Genomic DNA, 22342 nt, shown 5'->3' on the forward strand with positions numbered 1-22342 from the left:
GGACCGTGACGGTTTTCTTGAGGCAGCCGGGCGGGGTGCACGGTGGGCGGCGCAGGCACCCTGCCGCGCCACACTTCGCCATGAGTGAAAAACTCCACACGCCCTTCACTGGCGCACAACATGAAGAATGTTAGAATGAACGCATTGTGCCGCCCACTCCAACCAAACTGGCCCCCAGCATCCTCGCCTCCGACTTCACCCGGCTGGGCCGCGAGATCGAAGCGGTCCGCACGGCGGAGTACCTGCACGTCGACGTGATGGACGGTCTGTTCGTGCCGAACATCAGCTTCGGGTTCCCCGTTCTGGAGGCCGCCCGCCGCACCCGCGACGCGCTCGGCTCGGCGCAGGTCCTCGACGTGCACCTGATGATCCAGTCGCCGGAACGCTACCTGCAGGCCTTCGCGGACGCGGGCGCCGACAGCATCACCGTGCACGTGGAATCCACCGCGCACGTGCACCGCTGCGTACAGACCATCCGCGAACTCGGAAAACGGGCGGGCGTCGTCCTGAACCCCGGCACGCCGCTCGAAGCGGTGCGTCCCGTGCTGGACAGCGTGGACCTCGTGCTCGTGATGAGCGTCAACCCCGGCTTCGGCGGGCAGTCGTTCCTGCCGCAGACGTACGGGCGCGTGCAGGCCCTGCGCGCCCTGCTGGACGAGCTGGGCAGCAGGGCCGAACTGCAGGTGGACGGCGGCGTGACGGCCAGCAACGCCCGCGCGCTCGCGGACGCGGGCGCGAGTGTCCTCGTGGCCGGGTCGAGCGTGTACGGCGCGGACGGCGCCGAGGCGGGCCTGGAGCGCCTGCGCGCGGCGCTCGCGGGCGGCACGCGGTGAAGTTACGGGTGGACCTGCTGCCGCACGGCGGGTACCTCGACACGGTGCTGGTGGTGGACATCCTGCGCGCCACCACGACCGCCGTCGCGTACCTGGAGCGCGGCGCGGCGGCCCTGCTGCTCACCAGCAGCCCGGAGGCCGCGCTGGCCCTGCGGGACGTGACCGGCCCGGACGGCGAGATGACGCGCAACGAACGCTACCTGCTGGGCGGCGAGCGCGGCGGCCTGCCCATGCCGGGCTTCGACTTCGGGAACAGTCCGGTGGAGGCGTCCGGGCAGAACTTCACGGGCCGCGAGGTCGTCATGAACACCACCAACGGGACAGGCGCGGCACACGTCGCGGCGCAGAGCGGCAAGCACGTGCTGCTCGCCTCACTGGTGAACGCACACGCGGCCGCGAGGCGCGCGCGGGCGATGGCGGTCGAGGAGATCGCCATCGTGTGCTCCGGCACGGACGAGCGCGTGAGCCTGGAGGACGTGTACGCGGCGGGCGTGCTGGCCGAGTACCTGCTCGCGATGGGTGAGTTCACGGTGGACGACGGGGCACGCATCGCGCTCACCATCCGCCGCAACCTCGGGAACCCGCTGGAGGCCCTGTCGAGCAGCGGGCACGGCGTGCACCTGGAGCGCCTGGGGCTGGGCGCGGACGTGCGCTGGGCGGCCCGCATCTCGGAGAGTACGGTGGTGCCGACGCTGGACCGTTCGGTGGACGTGCCGGGCGCGCTGCGCTTCACGGGCAGCTGACCCCACGACTCAGGCGCCCCGCCCCACCCATCATCGGGCACGGCGGGGCGCTGTTCGTTGCCTGCGGCCCGGCTGACGGGGGCCTCACCTTCCAGTTGCTCTGTCCCTGTCCGGCCTGGGTGCGAAACAAAAAGCGAGTGCGCGGCGGGGGGAGCCACGCACTCTGGAGGGAAGGTGAGGGCGGGGGGGGCCGCCTCTCGAACCACATTGTACGACGAAAACCCTACAGGTATCTGACACGCACATGAAGGGACGTGAGCGTCCGGCCTCCCCAGTCACACCCACCGGCCCACCTCCGCTCACACGGGGAGGCCGCCCGGATGCTCTAGGCTGCAGCCGTGCCCACCCAGCGCCGAACGCCCGCCCGCCCGGCCCCCGCCGGGGCAACCGCACCAGAAGCCGCCACCGCGCGACCAGCCGCAGCGAAGGCCGCCGCACCCGCCAGGAGTCAGGCGGGCAAGGCCGCTCCTGCGCGGCCCCCGCTGAAGCTGCGTCGCCGCGCGGCCGACATTCTCGCGGCGCTGGAGGACGCGTACCCGGACGCGCGCACCGAACTGGAGTTCAGCACGCCCTTCGAACTGCTCGTCGCGACGGTATTGAGCGCGCAGGCGACGGACGTGAGCGTGAACGCCGCGACGCCCGCCCTGTTCCGCGCGTACCCGGACGCGCTCGCCCTGAGCCGCGCCACCCCGGAGGACGTGGAAGGGTACATCCGCACCATCGGACTGTACCGCGGCAAGGCCCGGAACCTCGTGGCGCTCGCCGGACTGCTGATTGAGCGGCACGCGGGCGAAGTCCCGAACGATTTCGGCGCGGTGGTGGCGCTGCCCGGCGCGGGACGCAAGACAGCGAACGTCGTGCTGAGCAACGCGTACGGCTACCCGGCCATCGCGGTGGACACGCACGTCGGGCGGCTCGCGCGGCGAATGGGCCTGAGCGCCCACACCAACCCCGACCGGGTGGAAGTGGACCTGCAGGCGCTCTTCCCGCGCGAACGCTGGGTGTTCCTGCACCACGCCCTGATCCTGCACGGGCGGCGCGTGTGCAACGCCCGGAGGCCGCTGTGCAGCGCCTGCACGCTGTCGCACCTGTGCCCGAAACTGGAAGTGGTGAACAGCGCCTGAAGCGGGCGCGTGTCATTCCGGGTTAGAGTGGGGACGATGAATGAGAGCGGACAGCTGGAACGCCTGTATCAGGTGCAGCAGCTCGACCTGGAACTCGACCTCCTGACCACTCAGGAAGCCGACATCTCGGTGGAGCTGAAAGACGCGCGGGCGCAGCAGGAGCGCATCAACAACGACCTTGAGGATGCAGAGATCGCGCTGGAGGGCGTGGAGAAGCAGGCGCGGCGGCTGGAACTGGATCTGGCCACCACGCAGGAGCAGATCGGGCGGAACAAGGCCGAGCAGGACAAGAACGCCACGAACGCCAAGATGCAGTCCCAGTACGAGAACGTGATCCAGCAGCTCGGGGAGCGCGTCGCGGACTACGAGGAGAGCCTCGCGCCGCTATACGAGCGTCAGACGGCGCTCAGCGCGCGGTCCACCGAACTGCGGGCCGAGCACCGCACGCTGCGCCCCCAGCTGGCCGCGCTGGAGGACGCCGACGAGGCGCGCGTGCAGGCGCTCCGCGAGACGGGCCAGGAGCGCCGCGAGCGCCGCGCGGCGATGGTGTCGGAGATCGAGGGGCGACTCGTGAAGGAGTACGAACTGATCCGCCGCTCCAAGAAGGGTCTGGGCATCGTGCCGTTCGAGGGCGGGCGCTGCAAGGGCTGCAACGTGCAGCTCCCCACGAACGTGCAGCAGCGGGCCGCGCTGGGCAAACTCCCGGCCGTGAAGTGCCCGAGCTGCGGCCGGTTCCTGATCAAACTGAACTGACACGGATTCCGGGAGTGGGCAGACGTCCGTTCCGCGCGGAACGGGGCGTCAGAACAATGACGTGCGGCCGTCCTGAGGATGGACTTACGGCACCCGTGTGAGGCACGCCGCCCTGGGTCCATACGGTTTTGATCCGAGTTCAGGACGACGGAAACAGCGCCGTCATCCCTTCTTGGGCAGAGCCGCGCCCATGACTGGCACAGCTCCGCAGAAGAGTACGCTTGCCCGCTTCCATCTCCTCCAAACCGTACGTGATTGGTGCTCGCGGCCGGACGGCGGCTTCGCGTTCCGCTCAGCTGAACTCCAGGAGTTCAGCTCTATTTGGGATCAGACGTCATGAGCCGGGCAGCGAGATGGTGCTGCTCGGCTCTGCTCATGCCGAACGCTTCCAGGTAAGCAGGGAGGCCACCCCACCGGGCGTTCAGGTGGTCCAGCGCGGCCAGGATGTCTTCGGGGCGGCTGATCAGGAACTTCGCCAGTTCGGCCCTCTTTTCGGGGGTCGGCTGGCGTTGCAGTTGGGCCGTAAAGAACGCTTCCAGGTGGCGGTCGGTCTCGGCGTAGTCGGCGGCGATCTGCTCGCGGGGCTGTCCGCACAGGTCGTGGGCCATGGCGGCCACCAGTCCGGTGCGGTCCTTGCCCGCGTGGCAGTGAATGAGCAGCGGTCCGGGGGGTGCGTCGTGCATGGCGCCGAAGATGGCTGCCAGCTGGTTGCCTGCACGGTCAAGGTGGGCGCGGTAGTGGTCGGCGTTGCTGCGGGCGTCGGCGCTGGCCTGGTTCAGGGCGCGGTCGCGGAACGGCAGGAGGGGCAGGTTCAGGTATTCCGGCCGTCCCGCGAACGGGGCGGGGTCGGTGTGTCTCTCGGCGCGGGTTCGCAGGTCGATGATCCGCGAGATGCCTGCGGCGAGCAGCTCGGCCCGGCCATGAGCGGTCAGGAAGGACAGGTCGGCGCTGCGGATCAGGCTGGGCAGGGCGTGGCGGGCGTTAAGTGCGCCCTGCCAGGTGATAGGCCAGGAGGTGGGGTCGGGCATGGCCCAGTGTGGCGGGTGTGGGCGGGCGTGTCACGCTGGACGGTGCCAGTTTTTCGGCGTGGGGCGCGCTAAAATGGGAAGCGTGAGGGGGCTGGCTGCCGGATGGCCGAAGCGGTCCGGTCTATTACGCCCCTGACAGAATATGCTATACTCAGGCATTGCCCGCCGGGCTTCCCGGTTGGCCACATGAGTTGTGTTTTAGCTGGACCGCACCCCACAGCGGCCCCAACCGGGCCTGCCGCCGGACTGCACTGGAGTCATCGTGACCGGAATTCTGCCTGTAGACATCACCTCGGAAGTCAAGACCAATTTCATCAACTACGCCATGAACGTCATCGTGGACCGGGCGCTGCCCGACGTCCGCGACGGCCTGAAGCCCGTGCAGCGCCGCATCATGTACGCCATGCTGCAGGAAGGCCTCGCCAGCAACACCAAGCACGCCAAGAGCGCCTCGGTGGTCGGCGAGGTCATGAAGAAGTACCACCCGCACGGCGACTCCTCCATCTACGACGCGATGGTGCGCCTCGGGCAGTGGTGGAATATCCGCTACAGCATGGTCGACCCGCAGGGGAACTTCGGCAGCATCGACGGCGACCCGCCCGCCGCCATGCGCTACACCGAAGCCCGCATGACGAAACTCGCCGAGGAACTCGTCGCGGACCTCGAAAAGGAAACGGTCGACCTCAAACCCAACTACGACGAGACGACCACCGAACCGACCGTCATGCCGTCCGCCGTGCCGAACCTGCTCATCAACGGCGCGGTCGGCATCGCCGTCGGCATGGCGACCAACATCCCGCCGCACAACCTCACCGAGATCTGCAACGGCCTGCTCGCCATGATCGAGAACCCGGACCTGACGCTCGACGACCTGATGGTGCACGTGCAGGGCCCGGACTTCCCGACCGGCGGGCGCATCTCGCGCACCGGCATCCGCGACGCGTACGCGACCGGCCACGCCAGCCTCAAGGTGCGCGGCAAGGCCCGCATCGAGGAGAAGAACGGCCGGAACGTCATCATCATTTCCGAGATCCCGTACCAGGTCAACAAGACCAACCTCATCCAGACGATCAGCGCCATGTACAAGGCCGGGAAGATTCCCGACATCAGCGCCCTGCGTGACGAGTCCGACCGCAAGGACCCCGTCCGGATCGTGGTGGAACTCAAGCGCGGCGCCATCCCGACCCTCGTGCTGAACCAGCTGTACAAGTACACGCAGCTGCAGACGACCTTCACGGTCATCAACCTCAGCATCGTCAAGGGCGAACCGCGCGTGCTGCCGCTCAAAGACACCATGCAGTACTTCCTCGACCACCGCCGCGACGTGGTCACGCGCCGCACGAAGTACGAGCTGAAGAAAGCCACCGAACGCGCCCACATCCTCGAGGGCCTCATCATCGCGCTCGACCACGTAGACGAGGTCATCCGTCTCATCCGCGCGGCACAGACGGGCGCCGAGGCGCGCGAATCACTGCAGGTGCGTTTCGGGCTGAGCGAGATCCAGTCGCAGGCGATCCTCGACATGCGCCTGCAGCGCCTCACCGGCCTGGAAGTCGAGAAGCTCCGCAACGAGCACGCCGAAGTCATGGCCCTCATCGAGCGCCTCAAGGCGATCCTCGGGGACGAGAAACTGCTGTGGCGCGAGATCCGCCGCGAGATCCGCGACGTGCGCGACCGGTACGGCGACGACCGGCGCAGCACCATCACCATGCTCGAAGAGGACATCGGCAAGGAAGACCTGATCGCGGTGGAGGACATGGTCATCACCATGACGCGCGCCGGGTACCTGAAGCGCAGCAACCTCGACGCGTACCGCGAGCAGAAGCGCGGCGGGCGCGGCTCGTCGGGCGGCAAGCTGCGCGACGAGGACGTGAACACCCGCGTGTTCGTCGGCAGCACGCACGACTTCCTGCTGTTCTTCACGGACCAGGGCCGCGTGTTCCACGAGAAGATCTACGACCTGCCCGAAGCGGGCCGCGACGCCAAAGGCACGCACATCAAGAACCTGCTGCCGGGCCTGCGCGAGAAGGAGAACATCGCGTCGGTGCTCAGCATCAAGAGCTTCGAGGAGCAGGGGTACTTCGTGTTCGCCACGCGGCGCGGCATCATCAAGAAGACCCTCATCACCGACTACGGCAACATCACGTCCGCGGGCCTGATCGCCATCAACCTGCAGGAAGGCGACGAGCTGATCGGGGTGGGCATCGTGTGCGACGGGGACCACGTGGTGCTCGCCACGCAGGACGGTCAGGCGATGCGCTTCGACAACGCCGAGGTGCGCGACACGGGCCGCGCCACGCAGGGCGTGATCGGCATCCGCCTGCGTGAGAACGACCAGGTGGTCAGCATGGCGCTCGTGCCGGGCGGCGACGAGGGCAGCGAACTGCTCGCCATCAGCGAGTGCGGCCTCGGCAAGCGCACGCCCGTCGGCGACTACCCCAGCAAGGGGCGCGGCGGTCTGGGCGTCATCACGCTCGACGTGACCGACAAGACCGGGCCGCTCGTGACGCTCACCCGCGTGGGCGGCAACGAGGAACTCATGGTGCTGACCGAGAAGGGCACCGTGATCCGCACGCGCGTGGACGACATCCGCGTGACGGGCCGCAACGCGCAGGGCGTCAAGGTCATCAACATTCAGGAGAAGGACCGCGTGATCTCCGCGTTCCCCGTCCGCAAGGAAGACGAACTGTAACCGTCCGGGCCACCCGCCCGGAACGCCGCGCCGGTCCCCAGTGGGGGCCGGCGTTTCCCTTGTGCCGGGGTACGATGGGCACGACAGGCGGAGGTGAGGGATGTCCGGAACGGACCGGTCGGCTCACGCAGCGCAGGACGAAGCACCGGGCACGCCGGGCGGGCCGCGCGTGGCGGGGGTGAGCGTGCTCGTGACCGGCATGTCCGGCACCGGGAAGTCCACGGTCCTGCGCCTCCTCGCGCGGCGCGGTCACCGGGTGGTGGATACCGACGACGACGGCTGGTGCACGTGGGTGACGCACCCCGGCGGGGAACGTGAGGAGGTGTGGCGCGAGGACCGCGTGCGCGCCCTGCTGGACGGCCACACGGACGGCCTGCTGTTCGTGGGCGGGTGCCGCTCCAACCAGGGTCGCCTGCGGGACGCATTCGCGGCGGTGGTGCTGCTGAGCGCCCCGGAGGACGTGATGCTGGCCCGCGTCGCGGAACGGTCCGGGAATCCCTTCGGGAAGAGCGAGGAGGACCGGGCGCGGATCCGGGCGGACCTGCGTGACGTGCAGCCGCTGCTGCGGCGCGCCGCGACGCTGGAGGTCGTGACGACGTGCGGCGAGGAGGAGGTCGCGGACCGGGTGGAGGCGGCGGGCCTCGCGCGGCTCGTCCGGGCGGCCGGACCGGGCGGCCACCCGTGAATGGAGTGCGGGGCTGCCCGCGCGGCGTGCTTGGCGCTAGAGTGGGCGGCAATGACCCCCGAAGTGCCCCACTCCGACTCCATTCCGGCCGTGAACGCGGCCGATCGACTGCTGGCCCCGAACTTCATCACCGAGATCGCCGAACGTGACCTGAACAGCGGCCGGTACGCGCAGATCGTGACGCGCTTCCCGCCCGAACCGAACGGGTACCTGCACCTGGGGCACGTGTTCGCGTCGTTCCTGGACTTCCAGACGGCGCTCGACCTGGGCGGACGCTACCACCTGCGCCTGGACGACACGAACCCCGAAGGCGAGAGCATGGAGTTCGCGCAGGCCATCCAGGACGACCTGCACTGGCTGGGCTGGGACTGGGGCGAGCACCTGTACTTCGCGTCGGATCACTTCGAGCGGTACTACCTGTACGCCGAGCAGCTCATCCGGCAGGGGGACGCGTACGTGGACAGCGTGACGGGCGACGAGATGGCCCGCCTGCGCGGCAGTGCCACCGAGGTCGGCACACCGAGCAGGTACCGGGACCGCACGCCGGACGAGAACCTCGACCTGTTCCGGCGCATGCGGGCCGGGGAGTTCCCGGACGGCGCGCACGTCCTGCGGGCCCGCATCGACCTGAGCAGCCCGAACATGAAGCTGCGCGACCCGGTGCTGTACCGCATCCTGCGCGGCACGCACTACCGGACGGGCGACGCGTGGTGCATCTACCCGATGTACGACTTCCAGCACCCACTGCAGGACGCGCTGGAGGGCGTGACGCACAGCATGTGCAGCCTGGAGTTCGTGGACAACCGCGCCATCTACGACTGGCTGATGGAGGCGCTGAAGTTCGACCCGCGCCCGCACCAGTACGAGTTCGGCCGCCGGAACCTGGAGTACACGGTCGTCAGCAAACGCAAGCTGCGGCGGCTGGTGCAGGAGGGGCACGTGGCGGGCTGGGACGATCCGCGCATGCCGACCCTGCGCGCGCAGCGCCGTCTGGGCGTGACGCCGGAAGCGGTGCGGACCTTCGCGGCGGGCATCGGCGTGAACCGCACCAACCGCACGGTGGACATCGCCGTGTACGAGAACGCGGTCCGCAACGACCTGAACCACCGCGCGCCGCGCGTGATGGCGGTGCTGGAACCGCTGCGGCTGGTCCTGGAGGACCTGGAGGGCGCGCGTGACCTGCAGGTGCCGTACTGGCCGCACGACGTGGTGGACGCCTCCCCGGACGGCCTGGTGGCGTTGCCTGGCGGGGCGCGCGTCGCGCCGGACGCGGCGGTGCGGGCCGTGCCGCTCGGGCGTGAACTGTACATCGAGCGCAGCGATTTCGAGGTGACGCCCCCGAAGGGCTTCAAGCGCCTCACGCCGGGCGGCCGCGTGCGCCTGCGCGGGGCGGGCATCGTGGAGGCCACACGGTACGACGTGGACGCCGACGGGCAGGTGGTCGCCGTGTACGCCACGCTGCAGCCGGAAACGGCGAAGGCGAGCGGCGTGATCCACTGGGTGGACGCGGGCACGGCCGTCCCGGCGGAATTCCGGCTGTACGACCGGCTGTTCAGCGTCGCGAACCCCGAGGGGCAGGACAACGTGCCGGACTTCGACCCGGAAGAGCCCGGGCATGAGGACACCGGCACGCCCGTCAGCACGGACTTCCTGCGGTTCCTGAACCCGGACAGCCTGCGCGTCACGCACGGCTTCGTGGAGCGGAGCGTGGCGGCCGACCCGAAGGACACCCGGTACCAGTTCGAACGGCAGGGGTACTTCTGGCAGGACCCGGTGGACAGCCGGGAAGGCGCGCTGGTGTTCGGGCGGATCATCACGCTGCGCGACGCGTGGGCGGACCGGGGCCGCGAGAAGGCGCAGCCGCGCGTCCCGAAAGCGGAACGTCCCGCCCGCACGGCAGGCGCGGACGCCGCGCGCCCGGCGGCGGTCAGCGAGGTGACGTTCACGCCGGAGCAGGACGCGCAGCTCGCGCGGCTCGCGGCACTGGGCGTCGGCACGAACGAGGGGACGGTCATCGTGCAGGACGCCCGCCTGAGCGCGTACCTGACGGGCCTGGAGGGACCGCACGCGGCGACGGTGGCGGGCTGGGCCGTGAACGACCTGGGCGGCCTGATCCGCGAGGACCGCAACGCGCTCCCGCTGCCCGCCCTGACGGAACTGGCGGAACTGCTGGCGGGCGGCAGCATCAGCACCCGGATCGCGCGCGAGGCGCTCGCGGAGGCCGCGGCGGGCGGGCAGGAGACGCCCGTGCAGCTCATCGAACGGCGCGGCTTGAAGGTCGTGACGGACACGGCGGCACTCGAGGGCCTCATCCGGGACGTGATGACCGCCAACCCCGGCAAGGTCAGCGAGTACCGTGCGGGCAAGAAGGGCCTGAGCGGCTTCTTCACGGGGCAGGTCATGCGTGCCAGCGGCGGTCAGGCGGACCCGCAGCGGGTCGCGCAGCTGCTCACGGCGCTCCTCGACAGCGCCGAATAACCCGACCAGAGGGGGGCGGCCCGGCACGGTGGACGTGCGGGCCGCCCCTCCCCCGTTGGCGTGACGGACGCAGGACCGGTTCGCGGGGTCAGCGGGGTGGGGGGAGGGTGGTGTCGGTCAGCGGTCCTCTGGGGAGGGGGGTGGTGCTGAACAGTTCGTTGCGGCGCTCGAAGGCCTCCATGAAGCGGCCGAGCAGGGCGGTCTGCGTGCGGTACAGGTTCACGGCGCGGCCCTTGGCGAGCACCTCGTCCGGCGTGAGGTCCTGGCGCGTCCAGGCGAGGTTCGGGGCGCGGCTGGGCAGGGTGAGCGGTTCGGTGCGGTGCAGGCCTTTCGGGAGGGGCCATTCCAGGCCGCCGTGCACCACCCAGTAGCGCAGCCGGGAGGTCTGGCCGCGCGCGGCCATGAGGCGCAGGGCCATGAAGCCGGTGGTGCGGTGGTCGGGGTGGGCGTCCTGCGGGGCGGGCACGAGGACGAGGTCGGGGTGGACGCGGTCGAGCAGGGTGCCGAGGTCGCGTTCGAGGTTCTGGCCGGTGTAGGCGCTGCCGGGGCTCTGCGTGCCGGGGTACGTGACGGCGCTCAGGCCGGTGGTGGGAGAACGGTAGGGGGAGGCGTAGTTTTCGAGGAAGAGGTGCAGCAGGCTGCCGTCGGGGTACCCGAGGAAGCTGAGGTGCGTGGCGGGCACGCCGAGGGACGCGGTCGCGGCGCGCGCTTCGTCCATGCGGCGCAGCGCGAGGCGCTGGAAGGCGCGGGCGGTGGGGCGCAGCTGCCTTCCTTCCAGGGCCGCGTCGAACTCGAAGCCGTCGCCGCTCGTCATGAAGGCCACGTACACTTCGGCGTGCGCGGCGTGGGCCTTCTGGATCAGGCCGCCGCAGCAGAGGGTCTCGTCGTCCGGGTGCGGGGAGAGGATCAGGATCTTCTGCCCTTCGTAGAGGGGGGTGGTGGCGGGGAGGCGGGCGACGCGGGCGGCCGCGTTCGGCTGCGTGATGCGCGTGAAGGGCGTCACGTTGATCCACAGAGCGAGGATGGCGGCCACGAGGAGCAGCGGGGCCAGCCAGCGCCGCCGGGAGCGTGCGGCGGGACGCCGGGCGAAGCCCTTCAAACGCCCGTCTCCAGAGGGGCGGGCTGCAGGAGGGCACGCAGGGCCGCGTGCAGGACGTGCAGGGCCGGACCGATCTGCCACGCGGCGCGGTCGCGCGGGCCGACCATGTTGGACACGCCGCGCACCTCGGTGCAGGGCACGCCGCTCAGGTGGGCGGCATGCGCGACGCCCGCGCCCTCCATGCCTTCCATCAGCGCGCCCTGCACGCGGCCCTGCAGCTCGCTCGCCTGCGCCTCGCTGCCGGTCACGCCGCTCATGGTGACGAACGGTCCGCACGGCACGCCGAGCCGCGCGGCGAAGGCGGGTGCGCCCTCCCAGGCGGCGAAGCGTCCCGCCTGCACCGGCGTGCCGGGTGCTTCCAGGGCGGGCAGGACGCTGAGGCCCAGGTCGGAGAGCGGCAGGAACGCGCGGTCGTCCCAGGCGCCCAGGTCGCCGTACAGCATCTCGTTCGCGACGGCCACGCCGCCCACCGCGAGGCCCGTGCCGGGGAATGCGCCGCCGATCCCGGCGCTGATCACGAGGTCCGGGGTCGGCCCGGCCAGCAGGGCGGCCTGCGTGGCGAGGGCCGCCGCGACCGGGCCGACGCCGCTCACCACGGTCCTCGCGGGGAGGTCCGTCAGGCGTGCGGCTTCGGCGGGCGTGGCGACCACGATCAGGACGTTCATGCCGCCAGTATGCCCGGCGCGGCTGGGGCGCGTGCCCCGGCCTGCCGGACGCGTGCGGTCGGGGCGTCCGGGCCGCTGATCCCCTGTGCGGGCGGTCTGGCCGGTAGCATGGGCGGCATGCCTGCCGCCGCGAGTCACCGAGGGCGCGCGTGGCGGCCCGCGTGGACGCCGCTCACGGCGCTGCTGCTGCTGGCGTCGCTGCTGTGGAGCGTGGCTTGGCTGGCCGCGCCGTCCGGCAACGACCTGCTGGTGTACGGCGGGACGCCGCAGGGCGTGATGGCGGCCGTCGCGGCGGCGCAGCAGGGGCAGCGGGTGGTGCTGGCCGTGCCGGGCGACCAGGTGGGCGGGGTACTGACGCGCGCGTGGCTGACGACGCTCGACATGAGCAGCGGCCCGGACGGGCAGCCGCTGTCGCGCGGGATGGTGCTGGGCCTGTACCGGGCGCTGCATCACGACAATTCCTTCGATGTGGGCGAGGCGCAGCGGTACTTCAACGCGCTGCTGCGCTCCCCGCGCGTGCGGGTCCTGACGCGCGTGCCCGTGCGGGCGGCGGCGGTGACGGGCGGGCGGCTGGGGTGCCCGCTGCTGGGCGGGCCGGGCCACGAGCGGGTGGTGTGCGCCGCGCGGTACGTGGACGCCAGCGACGGCGCGGACCTCGCGGCGGCGGCGGGCCTGCCGTTCACGCTGGGCCGCGCCGACACCGGGCAGGACGACACGCAGATGGCGGCCGGACTGGTGTTCCGGGTGGCGGGCGTCGACTGGGCGGGCCTGCAGGCGCGCCTCGCGCGGCCCCCCGGGACGGGCGGGCCGGGGGCGCTGCTGCCCGCGCTGGAGACGCTCACGGGGCGCAGCCTGGTGGGGCTCGCGGACGTGACGCGCCACTACGTGCCGAGCAACCAGGCGCGCTTCGTGCTGCGCGGCCTGAACGGTGCCCGTCAGGACGACGGGACGCTGCTCGTGAACGCGCTGCTGATGCTGAACGTGGACGGCACGTCGCCCGCCTCGGTGCGGGACGCGCACGCCTCCGCCGAGGGAGAGGCGCGGCGCGTGGTGGCGTTCCTGCGCGCCAGCGTCCCGGAGGCCTTCGGGCACGCGCGGTACGCCGGGGCCGCACCGGAACTGTACCTGCGGGAGACGCGGCACCTGGTGGGCACGTCCCGCCTGCATGCGGACGACGTGTTCTACGGGCGGCACTTCCCGGACCGGGTCGCGGTGGGCGCGTACCCGCTCGACGGGCAGCAGTACCGTCCGGCCGAGACGCCCTTCCTGATCGGTCACCCCGCGCCGTACGAGGTGCCGTACCGGACGCTGCTGCCGCGCCGGGTCGGGAACCTGCTGGTGGTGTCGCAGGCGGCGTCGTTCGACAGCGTGGCGGCCTTCTCGGCCAGGGTCGCGCCGCTGCAGATGACGCTGGGCGAGGCGGCGGGCCTCGCGTCGGCCGTCGCGTCCGTCACGCACCGGGACTACGCGGCGCTCTCGTCGGGGCCGCTGCTGGCGGTGCTGCAGGGTGGGCTGGCGCGGCGCGGGAACCTGCTGCACGCACCGGAGTCGCCGCAGGCGCTCGCGTGCCGGGACCGGTCGGCGGCCGGGTACGCGCAGGCGGTGGCGCTGCTCCGGCGCGGCCTGATGACCGCCCCGTACTACTACTTCGGGTGCCTGAACCTGCAGGACCGCGAGACGGGCACGGTGTTCCTCGCGGACCTGCAGCACGGCCTGACACGCACGCAGCTGGCCGTGCCGGAACGGCAGGCGACGCTCGGGTGGCTGCGCGGGTACTACCAGGACCTGCCGGACACGCCGGTCCGGGAGGCGGACGTGGACGCGCTCCTGACGCTGCTGCGCCTCCCGCTGCCCGGTTCGCCCGGCGGGGCAGGGCCGCTCACGCGGGCGCAGGCCGCGCAGCTGCGCGCACGGGTGCTGAGCGTCTCCGCGCCGCGCCTGCCGGGCCTGTGCCTGCCGAACACCGGGCGCTGCAGCGAGGGCAGGTGAGCCGGGGCACGTGCGCGGCGTTCAGGGGCGGCGGACGCGGCGGACGCGGGCGCGGAACTCGCGGAGCTGGGCGGGCGTGACGGGCATGGGGCCGTAGCGGAGCTTCAGGTACGTCTGCGTGACGTCGTTCAGGTCGTCGGAGCGGTGCGGGTACTGGCGTTCGGCGCGGCGCTGGTACTCCAGGGGCGTCTCGGCCGGGTCGTGCGGGAGACGCAGGCGCGCGCCGAGGTCGCGGTACGCGAGCAGCAGGGGGTCGCCGTGGCGGCGGGACCGGACCCACAGGACCGGCAGGACGGCCAGCACGAGCAGCAGGACGAGCATCACGGCGTAGCGCGCGCCGCCGACCGCGCCCAGCCCGAGCCGCGTGAGGAGGCTCTGCTGGCGGGTGGCGTCGTACCCGATCACCCACTCGTTCCAGGCGTTCTGGAGGGCGTCGAGGCGCAGGCGCAGGCCGGGCAGCACACCGCGTCCGCTTTCCAGACCGCCCGCCGCGTCAGGCAGGGCCGCCGCGAGGCCCCCCTGCAGGCGGGCGGGCGACACGGCGGCGGTCGGGTCGACGCGCACCCAGCCCTGCCCGGCCAGCCAGACTTCCACCCAGGCGTGCGCGTCGGCCTGCCGCACGATCAGGTACGGCCTGCCGCCCGTGCCGGCGTTCTCGGTGCCGCCCAGGTAGCCGGTCACGAGGCGGGCGGGCACGCCGCTGACGCGCATCAGGAACGCGAAGCTGCTCGCGAAGTGCTCGCAGAAGCCCTGCCGGGTGCTGTACAGCAACTCGTCGACCGGGTCGGCGCTCGTGAGGAGCGGCGGGCTGAGCGTGTACTGCAGCCTGTCCTGCTGGAAGAAGCGGTACGCGGCCTGCACGCGCTGCGCGGGCGGCAGGTTCGCCCAGCTGCGCGCGAGGGTGCGGGCGCGCGGGTTGCCGATCTGCGGGACGACGAGGTTCAGGTCGAGCTGTTCGCGGCTGGCGTCCTGCCCGTACGTGAAGCGCGTGACGGCCTGCAGGTCGATCTGGCGGCGGGTGTTCACGCCGCCCGGCACGACGAGCTGCAGGTTGCCGGTGATGTTCAGGCCGGCGGGGACGTTGGCGGGCACGTCGAGCGCGAGTGCCCACGGCTGGTTGCTCGGTTCGAGCGTGAGGCGGTACGTGTACACGGGGCCGTCGCCCTGGGCGCGCGGGAAGCCGAAGCGGGCGGGCCGCAGGCTCCAGCGGCGTCCGTCGTAGCCTTCGAGGACCGGGCCGCGCCAGTAGCGGTCCTGGACGGGCGGTACGCGGCCCTGGAAGGTCGCGCGGAACGCGACGGAGTTGTCCTGCGCGAGTGAGCTGACGGTGCCCGGCTCGACCGAGTCGCCCAGGCCGGTCCTGCTGCCGCTCTTGCTGGTGACGGGCATCTGCCACAGTGGGCCGTCGGGTCTGGGGAACAGCACGAACAGCACGACCGTGAGCGGCGCGGCCTGCAGCAGCAGGAGTGCGGAGCGGCGCAGGGCGCGGCCGGGCCGGACGGTGGCGGGCGGCCCGCCGGGGCGCGCCCAGAGGGTGAGGCAGGCGGTGAGGGCGGCGGCGCACAGCAGGGTGTACACGGCGACGCTGACGTTCTGGTCGAAGAAGAACACGCAGGCGGTCGTGAAGTACCCGAGCAGCACGAGCAGCAGCGCGTCGCGGCGGCGGGACGTTTCGAGGGTCTTGAGCGCCACGAGGAGCAGCAGCATGGCGGTCCCGCCGTCCCGGCCCGCGAGGGTGGTGTACACGCCGACGAGGGCGCGGCCCACGAGGAGCGCCACCACGATCAGCGTCCAGGCGGGCGGGGCCTTGCCGCCGCGCACGGCGAGGGCGGCGCGCGCGCCGAGCAGCACGAGCAGCAGGGCGTTCAGCCAGAGCGGCTGGTGCGGCCAGTACGGCAGCATGGTGAGGGCCAGCGTGAGGAGCGTCGCGAGGAGTGGCGCGGTGGGGAGCGGGCCTTCGGGGGCGGGCGTCCGGGCGCGCAGGGACAGGAAGGGCCGGGTGGGCGCGGTGCGTGCGGTGGTGGGCGGGACGGTCACGGGCGCTCCCACGGCCAGCGGCTCCTGGGGGCGGGCGGGAGGGTGCGGCCGTGCCGGGCGAGCAGCGTGAGGGCCTGCCGGACCTGCGTTTCGCCGTGGTCGAGCGCGAGGCGCGTGCCGGGCAGGTCGAGGGTGAAGGGCGCGCCGAGCCGTTCGGCGTGCAGCACCCAGGCGCACAGGCGCGAGAGGCGCGCCTCGGTGTCCCCGGCCTCCCTCGTGCTGTCCCAGCCGAGGGCGAGGGCGGCGGTGGCGGGCGCGTCGTACGTGCGGGTGAGGAGCGTGCCGGTGCGGGCCGCCTGCTTCCACGCGATGCGGCGGGGCGCGTCGCCGGGCCGGTACTCGCGCAGGCCGTGCACTTCCTCCTCTCCGGCGCTGCGGCGCTCGCTGACGCCGCTGCCCTGGACGGGCGCGGCGGGCGGCGGGGGCGCGTCCACTTCCGGGGCGGGCAGGACGAGCACCTCACGCAGGAGCGGCTGGCCGCCCCGGTCACGGGCGGGGTACGTGCTGGAGCGCCACAGGCCGAGCGGATCGTGCGCCTCGCAGCGCACGGTGGGCAGGTGCTGCGGGCCGCGCGGCAGGGCGGGCAGCGTCAGGGTGGCGCGCCCTGGGCCGTCCAGCCACTGCAGGTCCGGTCCGGCACGCACGCCCACCACGCCCCCTGCGGGTGGGGCGTCCAGCGTGACGTGCAGCTGGCCGGGCCGTCCGGCGAAGGTGCGGTCCGGGAGGGCGGCGTCGAGCGTCACGCCGTTCAGGGCGCGGGAGGCGTGCACGGCGCACACCACCCACACGCTCAGCAGCAGGAACGTGAGGGCGTACCCGAGGCTCAGCAGGTAGTTGATGCAGCCGATCAGGGTGAGGAGTGCCACGAGCACGAAGCCACCCCCGAAACGGGTGGGCAGCACGTACACCGGCGGGGGCCGCCCCGCCTCCTCTGCCGGGCGGGTCGCCGGGGCGCCGCTGGCCGTGGGGCTGCTCATGGGAGCGGCACGCCCGCCATCAGGCGCGCGACCGCGTCCGGGTCGGGCAGTCCGCTCGCGCGGTTCGGCAGGCGGTGCGTGGCGAGCGCCGGGAACACGGCCTTCACGTCGTCCGGCCAGACGCTCGCGCGGCCGTCCAGCCACGCCCATGCGCGGCTCGCGGCGACAAGGCCCAGCGCGGCGCGCGGGCTGAGTCCGGCACTGAAGTGCGTGGAGTCGCGCGTGGCTTTCACGAGCAGCTGCACGTAGTCGATCAGGGCGCCCGAGACGTGCACGGCGTTCACCTCGCGGCGGGCGGCGTCCAGTTCGTCGGGCGTGACGGCCGCCTGCAGGGCCTGCGCGGCGGCGCGGCGACCGCCGGACAGCAGCAGTTCACGTTCCGCGCGCGGGTCGGGGTAGCCGAGCGTGACGGTCAGCAGGAAGCGGTCCAGCTGCGCTTCGGGCAGCGGGAAGGTCCCGTGGTGCGCGGCGGGGTTCTGCGTGGCGATCACGAAGAACGGGGCGGGCAGGGGGCGCGTCTCGCCGTCCACGCTGACCTGACGTTCCTCCATCGCTTCGAGCAGGGCGGACTGCGTGCGGGGCGTGGCGCGGTTCAGTTCGTCGGCCAGCAGCAGCTGCGTGAAGACCGGGCCGGGATGGAAGCGGAAGGTGCCCGCGTCGCGCTCGAAGATGCTCACGCCGATCAGGTCGGCAGGCAGCAGGTCGCTCGTGAACTGCACCCGTCCGAAGTGCAGGCCGAGCGTCGCGGCGAGCGCGTACGCGAGCGTCGTCTTGCCGACGCCCGGCATGTCCTCGATGAGCAGGTGCCCGCCCGCCAGCAGGCACGTGAGCGCCAGCCGGACGGGCGTGGATTTGCCCAGGATCACGCCGTCGAGCTGCTGCAGGGCGCGGGCGAAGGTGGGCGCGGCGGTCGTGACGGTCATGCCGTGCAGCGTAGCGGGGCGCGTCTGTCAGGACTCTCGCAGAGCACACGGTCCGGGCCGCGCCGCCCGCAGTGGCGTTCTTCATGTGCGCCCGGTAGCCTGAGCGGCATGATGCGCCGTTCGGGGTGTGGGTGCGGGGGTTGCCTGGGCAGCCTGCTGCTGGGAGTGCTGGTCGTGGCGGGGCTCGCGTACTTTCTGGTGTACCGGCCGGTGCAGGGCTTCCTGACGGGGTTCGGGACGCCCGCCCCGGCGCAGCAGACGCAGGCGCAGCAGGCGGAAACGCAGGCGGCGCTGACGCGCGCGGACGTGCAGCGGTTCGTACGGGTGCGCCGCAGCGTCCGCACGGCGATGGGCGACAGTTTCAGCGGCGTGGAGAAGGTCTTCCGGGACATTCAGCTGGGGCAGTCGCCGAACGCCCTGACGGTGCTGGGCGTCCTGCGGGACGCGACCGGCTCGGTCGGCGTGGCGCGCAGAGCGCAGGCGGGCGCGCTCGCCCGGGAAGGCATGACCCTGAACCGGTACGCGTACGTGCGCGCCGAGGTCAACAGGGCGCTCGGCGTGCCGGACATCGACTTCCAGAAGGTCGCCTCGGCCGTGCGGAGCGGGCAGGTGCCGGACCTGAACACGTCGGTCCGCCCGCCGGACGCGCGCTCCGCGCCGCTCGTGCAGCCGTTCCGTTCGGAGCTGGAGGTGACCGCGCCGCTCGGTCTGCTGGGCCTGTAGTTCCGGCCCTGTGGCGCGCCGGGCAGTTTCATTCCCGGACGCTCCAGCACGACGTTCGCGCGCGCCGCCCGGTCGCCGGGGCATACGGCGGTGCGGGAGCGGATGGTCTAGAATCTGCGCCGTGAAGTCGTCTCCCCTTCCGTTCCCGGTCACGCCGGACGTGGCGCTGCGGCAGCTGGTGGCGCGCGGCGTGCCGGGCGTCGCGCTGCTGGAGTCGCTGGGCGAGGTGACGTTCCAGTCTCGGTTCACGCTGCTCAGCGCGGCGCCCGTGTCGGTGCGGCACACGCTGCCGCAGCGTCCGGCGGGCGAAGCGCTGTTCCCGGCGTGGCTGGGCGGCCTGAAGTACGAGGCGGCGCGCGCGTGGGGGTTACCGGCGCACCCGCCGGACGGCGAGGCGCAGACGTGGGGCGAGTACCCCTCGGGCATCGTGTGGGACCGCGCGGACGGGAGCGTGCAGGTGGTGGGCGAACCGCACCTCGACTGGGCCGACCTGCTCGGCGGCGACGTGCCGCCCGTGCCACCGCTGTCTGTGGGGGCGTTCTCGGCGGACGACCTCTCGTTCCCGGACGGGGTGCTGGCCGTGCAGCAGGGCATCCTGGCGGGCGAGGTGTACCAGGTGAACCTGTCGCGCGGCGTGACGGCCGCCGCGACCGGGCACCCGCTGGGCGCGTACCTGCGGCTGCGGGAGGACAACCCCAGTCCGTACATGGCGTTCCTGGACCTGGGGCGCGACGTGATCGTGTCGTGCAGCCCGGAGCGGCTGGTGCGCTGGGAGGGGGACGCGGTGAGTGCGCGGCCCATCGCGGGGACGCGGGCGCGCGGGGACACGCCGGAACGCGACGCGGCGCTGGAACTGGACCTGCGGACGGACGCCAAGGAGGCGGCCGAGCACCTGATGCTCACGGACCTGATCCGTCACGACCTGGGGTGGCTGTCCGTGCCGGGCACCGTGAACGTCCCCGAGTACCGGAGCGTGGAGCGTTACAGCCACGTCATGCATCTGGTGAGCGAGGTGCGCGGGCAGGCGCGGGCGGGCCTGGACGTGGAGGACGTGGTGCGCGCGACGTTTCCCGGTGGGACGATCACGGGCGCGCCGAAGGAGCGCGTGATGCAGGAGATCGCGGCGCTGGAGCCGGGACCGCGCGGGTGGTACACCGGCAGCGTGGGCGTGCTGAGCGGCGCGCGGGTGGAACTGAACATCCTGATCCGCACGGCGTCCTTCCGGCGCACGGACGGCGGGAGCGGGTGGCGGGTGGGCGTGCGGGCCGGGGCGGGCATCGTGATGGATTCGGACCCGGCCCGCGAGACGCGCGAGACGGTCATCAAGGCGCAGGCGCTGCTGGAGGTGCTGTCCGGCGCTGCGCCCGTGCGTGCGCCGCGCGCGCCGTCCGTGCAGCGCGGCGAGGCGTGGGCGCCGGCGGCCGTCACGTCGCGGCCCGGCGTGGGGGCGCGCGTGCTGCTGCTCGACAACCACGACTCGTTCACTCAGAACCTCGCGCACGACCTCGCGGCGCTGGGGGCCGAGGTGACGCTGCGCGACCATCACGCGCCGCTGGCGGACCTGCTGGCCCTGCGGCCGGACGCCGTGATGGTCGGGCCGGGCCCGGGCACGCCGCAGTCGTCGGGCGTGACGCTGCCGCTCACGCGCGCGTGCCTGGAGCTGGGGTGGCCGCTGCTGGGCGTGTGCCTGGGCCATCAGGCGCTCGGGGAGGCGGTGGGCGGGCGGGTGGCGCGGGCGGGCGCGGCGCTGCACGGCATGCCGGAACGCGTACGGCACGGCGGGACGGGCCTGTTCGCGGGCGTGCCGCAGGGCGCGGTGTTCACGCGGTACCACTCGCTGGTGGTGCGCGACCTGCCGCCGGGCATGGTGACGGCCACCTCGGCGGACGGGGAGGTCATGGCGATGCAGGTGCCGGGGCGGCCCGCGTGGGGCGTGCAGTTCCACCCGGAGAGCCTGCTGAGCGGTCATGGGCGGCACCTGCTGGGGAACTGGCTGACGCTGGTCCGGCCGGGCGTGCCGGGGGAGGCGAGTGCCGTCCCTGCCCGCTGAGTTCGGGAGCGCGTGGCTGCACGGCCTGAGTGCGTTCAGCACCGTCCGCACGCGGGCAGGCGCGCCGCTGCTGCTGGACGCGCACCTGGATCGGCTGGCGGGCACGTGCGCGCTGCTGGGCCTGCCCGCCCCGGACCCGCAGGTCCCGGCGCTGGACACCGCGCTGCCGTGGGGTCTGCTGCGGCTCACGGTGACGCCGGACGGCACGTACCACAGCCACCGGCCACTCCCCGCGCAGTCCGTGCCGCAGACGGGCGCGGCCGTCTGGTGGGGGGACGCGCAGGTGCACCCGCTGCTGGGCCTGCACAAGACCGGCAACTACGTGCCGTACCTGCTGGCGGCGCGGGACGCGGCCGGGAGGGGCGCGCTGGAGGGTCTGCTGTCGGACGCGGCGGGCTGCGCGGTGGACGGGTCGCGGTCGGGCCTGCTGCTGAGGTCCGGCCGTGAATTCCTCGTGCCGGACGGCGGGCTGCCCAGCGTCACGCGGGCCGCGTGGCTGGCCGAGCTGGGCGTGCAGGCGCGCCCGGTGCCGGTGACGCCTGGGGTGCTGCGCGGCGCGGACCGGGTGTGGCTGTGCGGGGCGGGGCTGGGCGTCGTCCCGGTCGGGCAGGTGAGCGCGTCCGGCTGGACGCGGGCGTTCACGGCACAGTGGCCGGTCACGCGTCACCCGGCGCTGGTGCCGCCCGCCTGAACAGGCGGCCACCGGGGGCAAGGAAAACCGCCCGGCGCGGTGGCCGGGCGGTCTGGTGGTGACCCCAACGGGACTTGAACCCGTGTCTGCGCCTTGAGAGGGCGCTGTCCTAACCGCTAGACGATGGGGCCGCCTGGTGGTGCTTGTGTCCCGCACGTTGCGAGCAACGGACGGCGTTAGGAGCGGCGATCAGACTAGCTGCCCGTCCCGCGTTTGTCAAGGTGAGGTGCGGCAGTCCCACCCTGCACGCGGTGGCGGGCCGTCCCATCACGGCCAGTCGGTTCCGCCGGCCCGTGTGGTGAGGTCACTCGATGTTGTCGTAGCGGTGCAGCAGCACGGCGTCCGGGTCCGGGCCGGGCGTGTGGTGCCGCCGCACGAGGTCCACGACCCGCGGGCGTGCCCCGGCGGCCCGCAGGAGGCGTGCGCCGAGGTCCGGGTGCTCGCCCCGCACCCACAGCGGCCCGAGCGGCAGGAGGCGGCACAGCGGACCCGGAATGAGGCCTGCGCCCACGCGTTCCCACACGCGGTACGGGCGGACCTGCTTGCCGCAGTCGTGCAGGAGTGCGGCGGCCAGCAGGTCCGGCGAGGCGCGGCCCTCGGCGTTCAGGATGGCCTGCGCGACGCGTACGGCGTGCTCGCGGTCGCGGGGGTCCATGCCCAGGTACACGCGCGTCTCGCCGGGCGTGAGGTGCCGCGCGGCCCAGGTGTCGTCCGGGCGGGCCTGCGAGACGCTCACCGAGCGGGCGAGGCGCGTGACCTTGGCCCCCACGTGCTGCAGGCGGGCGAGCGGGTGCCGGGGGGTGGCGTGGGCAGGCATGGCGCGCAGGATAGCGGAGAACGCCGTTCCCGGCC

General features: G+C 72.7%; 17 protein-coding genes, 1 tRNA gene and 1 pseudogene. 11 read left to right on the top strand and 8 right to left on the bottom strand.

Features of this window, described 5'->3' with window-relative positions; genetic code table 11:
• The first annotated feature begins 146 nt into the window (after nucleotides 1-146).
• The 4 genes from rpe to IEY33_RS07345 all read left to right on the top strand — a co-directional run bounded on the left by rpe (nucleotide 147) and on the right by IEY33_RS07345 (nucleotide 3453).
• Complete coding sequence (rpe, locus tag IEY33_RS07330; RefSeq protein WP_188961772.1) at nucleotides 147-833, top strand: ribulose-phosphate 3-epimerase; 687 nt, start codon at nucleotides 147-149, stop codon at nucleotides 831-833.
• Complete coding sequence (locus IEY33_RS07335) at nucleotides 830-1576, top strand: 2-phosphosulfolactate phosphatase (protein WP_188961774.1); 747 nt, start codon at nucleotides 830-832, stop codon at nucleotides 1574-1576. Before rpe ends, IEY33_RS07335 begins: the two co-directional genes overlap by 4 nt.
• 482 nt (nucleotides 1577-2058) lie before the next feature.
• On the top strand, nucleotides 2059-2700 hold the full coding sequence (gene nth, locus IEY33_RS07340; RefSeq protein WP_188962360.1) for an endonuclease III: 642 nt from the start codon (nucleotides 2059-2061) through the stop codon (nucleotides 2698-2700).
• A gap of 36 nt (nucleotides 2701-2736) precedes the next feature.
• The gene (locus IEY33_RS07345; protein ID WP_188961777.1) at nucleotides 2737-3453 is read left to right on the top strand and encodes a zinc ribbon domain-containing protein; all 717 of its coding nucleotides are present in this window, start codon (nucleotides 2737-2739) and stop codon (nucleotides 3451-3453) included.
• A gap of 317 nt (nucleotides 3454-3770) precedes the next feature.
• On the opposite strand, the gene IEY33_RS07350 is transcribed toward IEY33_RS07345, so the two are convergent.
• The gene (locus tag IEY33_RS07350; RefSeq protein ID WP_188961778.1) at nucleotides 3771-4481 is read right to left on the bottom strand and encodes a tyrosine-protein phosphatase; all 711 of its coding nucleotides are present in this window, start codon (nucleotides 4479-4481) and stop codon (nucleotides 3771-3773) included.
• Between the two features lie 262 nt (nucleotides 4482-4743).
• On the opposite strand from IEY33_RS07350, the pseudogene gyrA reads away from it, so the two are divergent.
• The 3 genes and pseudogenes from gyrA to IEY33_RS07365 all read left to right on the top strand — a co-directional run.
• Nucleotides 4744-7092 (top strand): annotated as a pseudogene (gene gyrA / locus IEY33_RS07355) (DNA gyrase subunit A); the annotation flags it as partial.
• A gap of 181 nt (nucleotides 7093-7273) precedes the next feature.
• Nucleotides 7274-7858 carry an ATP-binding protein gene (locus IEY33_RS07360; protein WP_229670858.1) on the top strand — a complete coding sequence of 195 codons (585 nt, stop codon included), beginning with the start codon at nucleotides 7274-7276 and terminating at the stop codon, nucleotides 7856-7858.
• Nucleotides 7859-7909: 51 nt separating this feature from the next.
• On the top strand, nucleotides 7910-10336 hold the full coding sequence (locus IEY33_RS07365) for a glutamine--tRNA ligase/YqeY domain fusion protein (protein WP_188961783.1): 2427 nt from the start codon (nucleotides 7910-7912) through the stop codon (nucleotides 10334-10336).
• Between the two features lie 88 nt (nucleotides 10337-10424).
• Here the strand turns inward: IEY33_RS07365 and IEY33_RS07370 are convergent, their stop codons facing one another.
• Together IEY33_RS07370 and mqnB are read right to left on the bottom strand one after the other, a co-directional pair.
• Nucleotides 10425-11435 carry a PIG-L deacetylase family protein gene (locus IEY33_RS07370; protein WP_229670859.1) on the bottom strand — a complete coding sequence of 337 codons (1011 nt, stop codon included), beginning with the start codon at nucleotides 11433-11435 and terminating at the stop codon, nucleotides 10425-10427.
• The gene (gene mqnB, locus IEY33_RS07375) at nucleotides 11432-12100 is read right to left on the bottom strand and encodes a futalosine hydrolase (protein ID WP_188961785.1); all 669 of its coding nucleotides are present in this window, start codon (nucleotides 12098-12100) and stop codon (nucleotides 11432-11434) included. The genes IEY33_RS07370 and mqnB overlap by 4 nt, the downstream gene beginning before the upstream one ends.
• A gap of 117 nt (nucleotides 12101-12217) precedes the next feature.
• On the opposite strand from mqnB, the gene IEY33_RS07380 reads away from it, so the two are divergent.
• Nucleotides 12218-14089 carry an FAD-dependent oxidoreductase gene (locus tag IEY33_RS07380; RefSeq protein WP_188961788.1) on the top strand — a complete coding sequence of 624 codons (1872 nt, stop codon included), beginning with the start codon at nucleotides 12218-12220 and terminating at the stop codon, nucleotides 14087-14089.
• Between the two features lie 21 nt (nucleotides 14090-14110).
• On the opposite strand, the gene IEY33_RS07385 is transcribed toward IEY33_RS07380, so the two are convergent.
• From IEY33_RS07385 to IEY33_RS07395, 3 genes are read right to left on the bottom strand one after another with little or no spacing between them, the layout of a single operon-like run.
• The gene (locus tag IEY33_RS07385; RefSeq protein WP_188961790.1) at nucleotides 14111-16126 is read right to left on the bottom strand and encodes a transglutaminase TgpA family protein; all 2016 of its coding nucleotides are present in this window, start codon (nucleotides 16124-16126) and stop codon (nucleotides 14111-14113) included.
• On the bottom strand, nucleotides 16123-17103 hold the full coding sequence (locus tag IEY33_RS07390) for a DUF58 domain-containing protein (RefSeq protein WP_188961793.1): 981 nt from the start codon (nucleotides 17101-17103) through the stop codon (nucleotides 16123-16125). Before IEY33_RS07390 ends, IEY33_RS07385 begins: the two co-directional genes overlap by 4 nt.
• On the bottom strand, nucleotides 17100-18026 hold the full coding sequence (locus tag IEY33_RS07395; RefSeq protein ID WP_188961795.1) for an AAA family ATPase: 927 nt from the start codon (nucleotides 18024-18026) through the stop codon (nucleotides 17100-17102). The genes IEY33_RS07390 and IEY33_RS07395 overlap by 4 nt, the downstream gene beginning before the upstream one ends.
• Before the next feature lie 108 nt (nucleotides 18027-18134).
• On the opposite strand from IEY33_RS07395, the gene IEY33_RS07400 reads away from it, so the two are divergent.
• The 3 genes from IEY33_RS07400 to IEY33_RS07410 all read left to right on the top strand — a co-directional run bounded on the left by IEY33_RS07400 (nucleotide 18135) and on the right by IEY33_RS07410 (nucleotide 21490).
• Nucleotides 18135-18749, top strand: a complete 615-nt coding sequence (locus tag IEY33_RS07400) for a hypothetical protein (RefSeq protein ID WP_188961797.1) — start codon at nucleotides 18135-18137, stop codon at nucleotides 18747-18749.
• 121 nt (nucleotides 18750-18870) lie between these two features.
• Nucleotides 18871-20799, top strand: a complete 1929-nt coding sequence (locus IEY33_RS07405; RefSeq protein ID WP_188961800.1) for a chorismate-binding protein — start codon at nucleotides 18871-18873, stop codon at nucleotides 20797-20799.
• The gene (locus tag IEY33_RS07410) at nucleotides 20780-21490 is read left to right on the top strand and encodes an aminotransferase class IV (RefSeq protein WP_188961803.1); all 711 of its coding nucleotides are present in this window, start codon (nucleotides 20780-20782) and stop codon (nucleotides 21488-21490) included. Before IEY33_RS07405 ends, IEY33_RS07410 begins: the two co-directional genes overlap by 20 nt.
• A 56-nt stretch (nucleotides 21491-21546) precedes the next feature.
• Here the strand turns inward: IEY33_RS07410 and IEY33_RS07415 are convergent.
• Nucleotides 21547-21621: transfer RNA gene (locus tag IEY33_RS07415), tRNA-Glu, on the bottom strand.
• A gap of 173 nt (nucleotides 21622-21794) precedes the next feature.
• Nucleotides 21795-22307, bottom strand: a complete 513-nt coding sequence (locus IEY33_RS07420; protein ID WP_188961805.1) for an HD domain-containing protein — start codon at nucleotides 22305-22307, stop codon at nucleotides 21795-21797.
• Between the last annotated feature and the right edge of the window lie 35 nt (nucleotides 22308-22342).

The sequence above is a fragment of the Deinococcus aquiradiocola genome (assembly GCF_014646915.1).
GTDB classification, from domain to species: domain Bacteria; phylum Deinococcota; class Deinococci; order Deinococcales; family Deinococcaceae; genus Deinococcus; species Deinococcus aquiradiocola.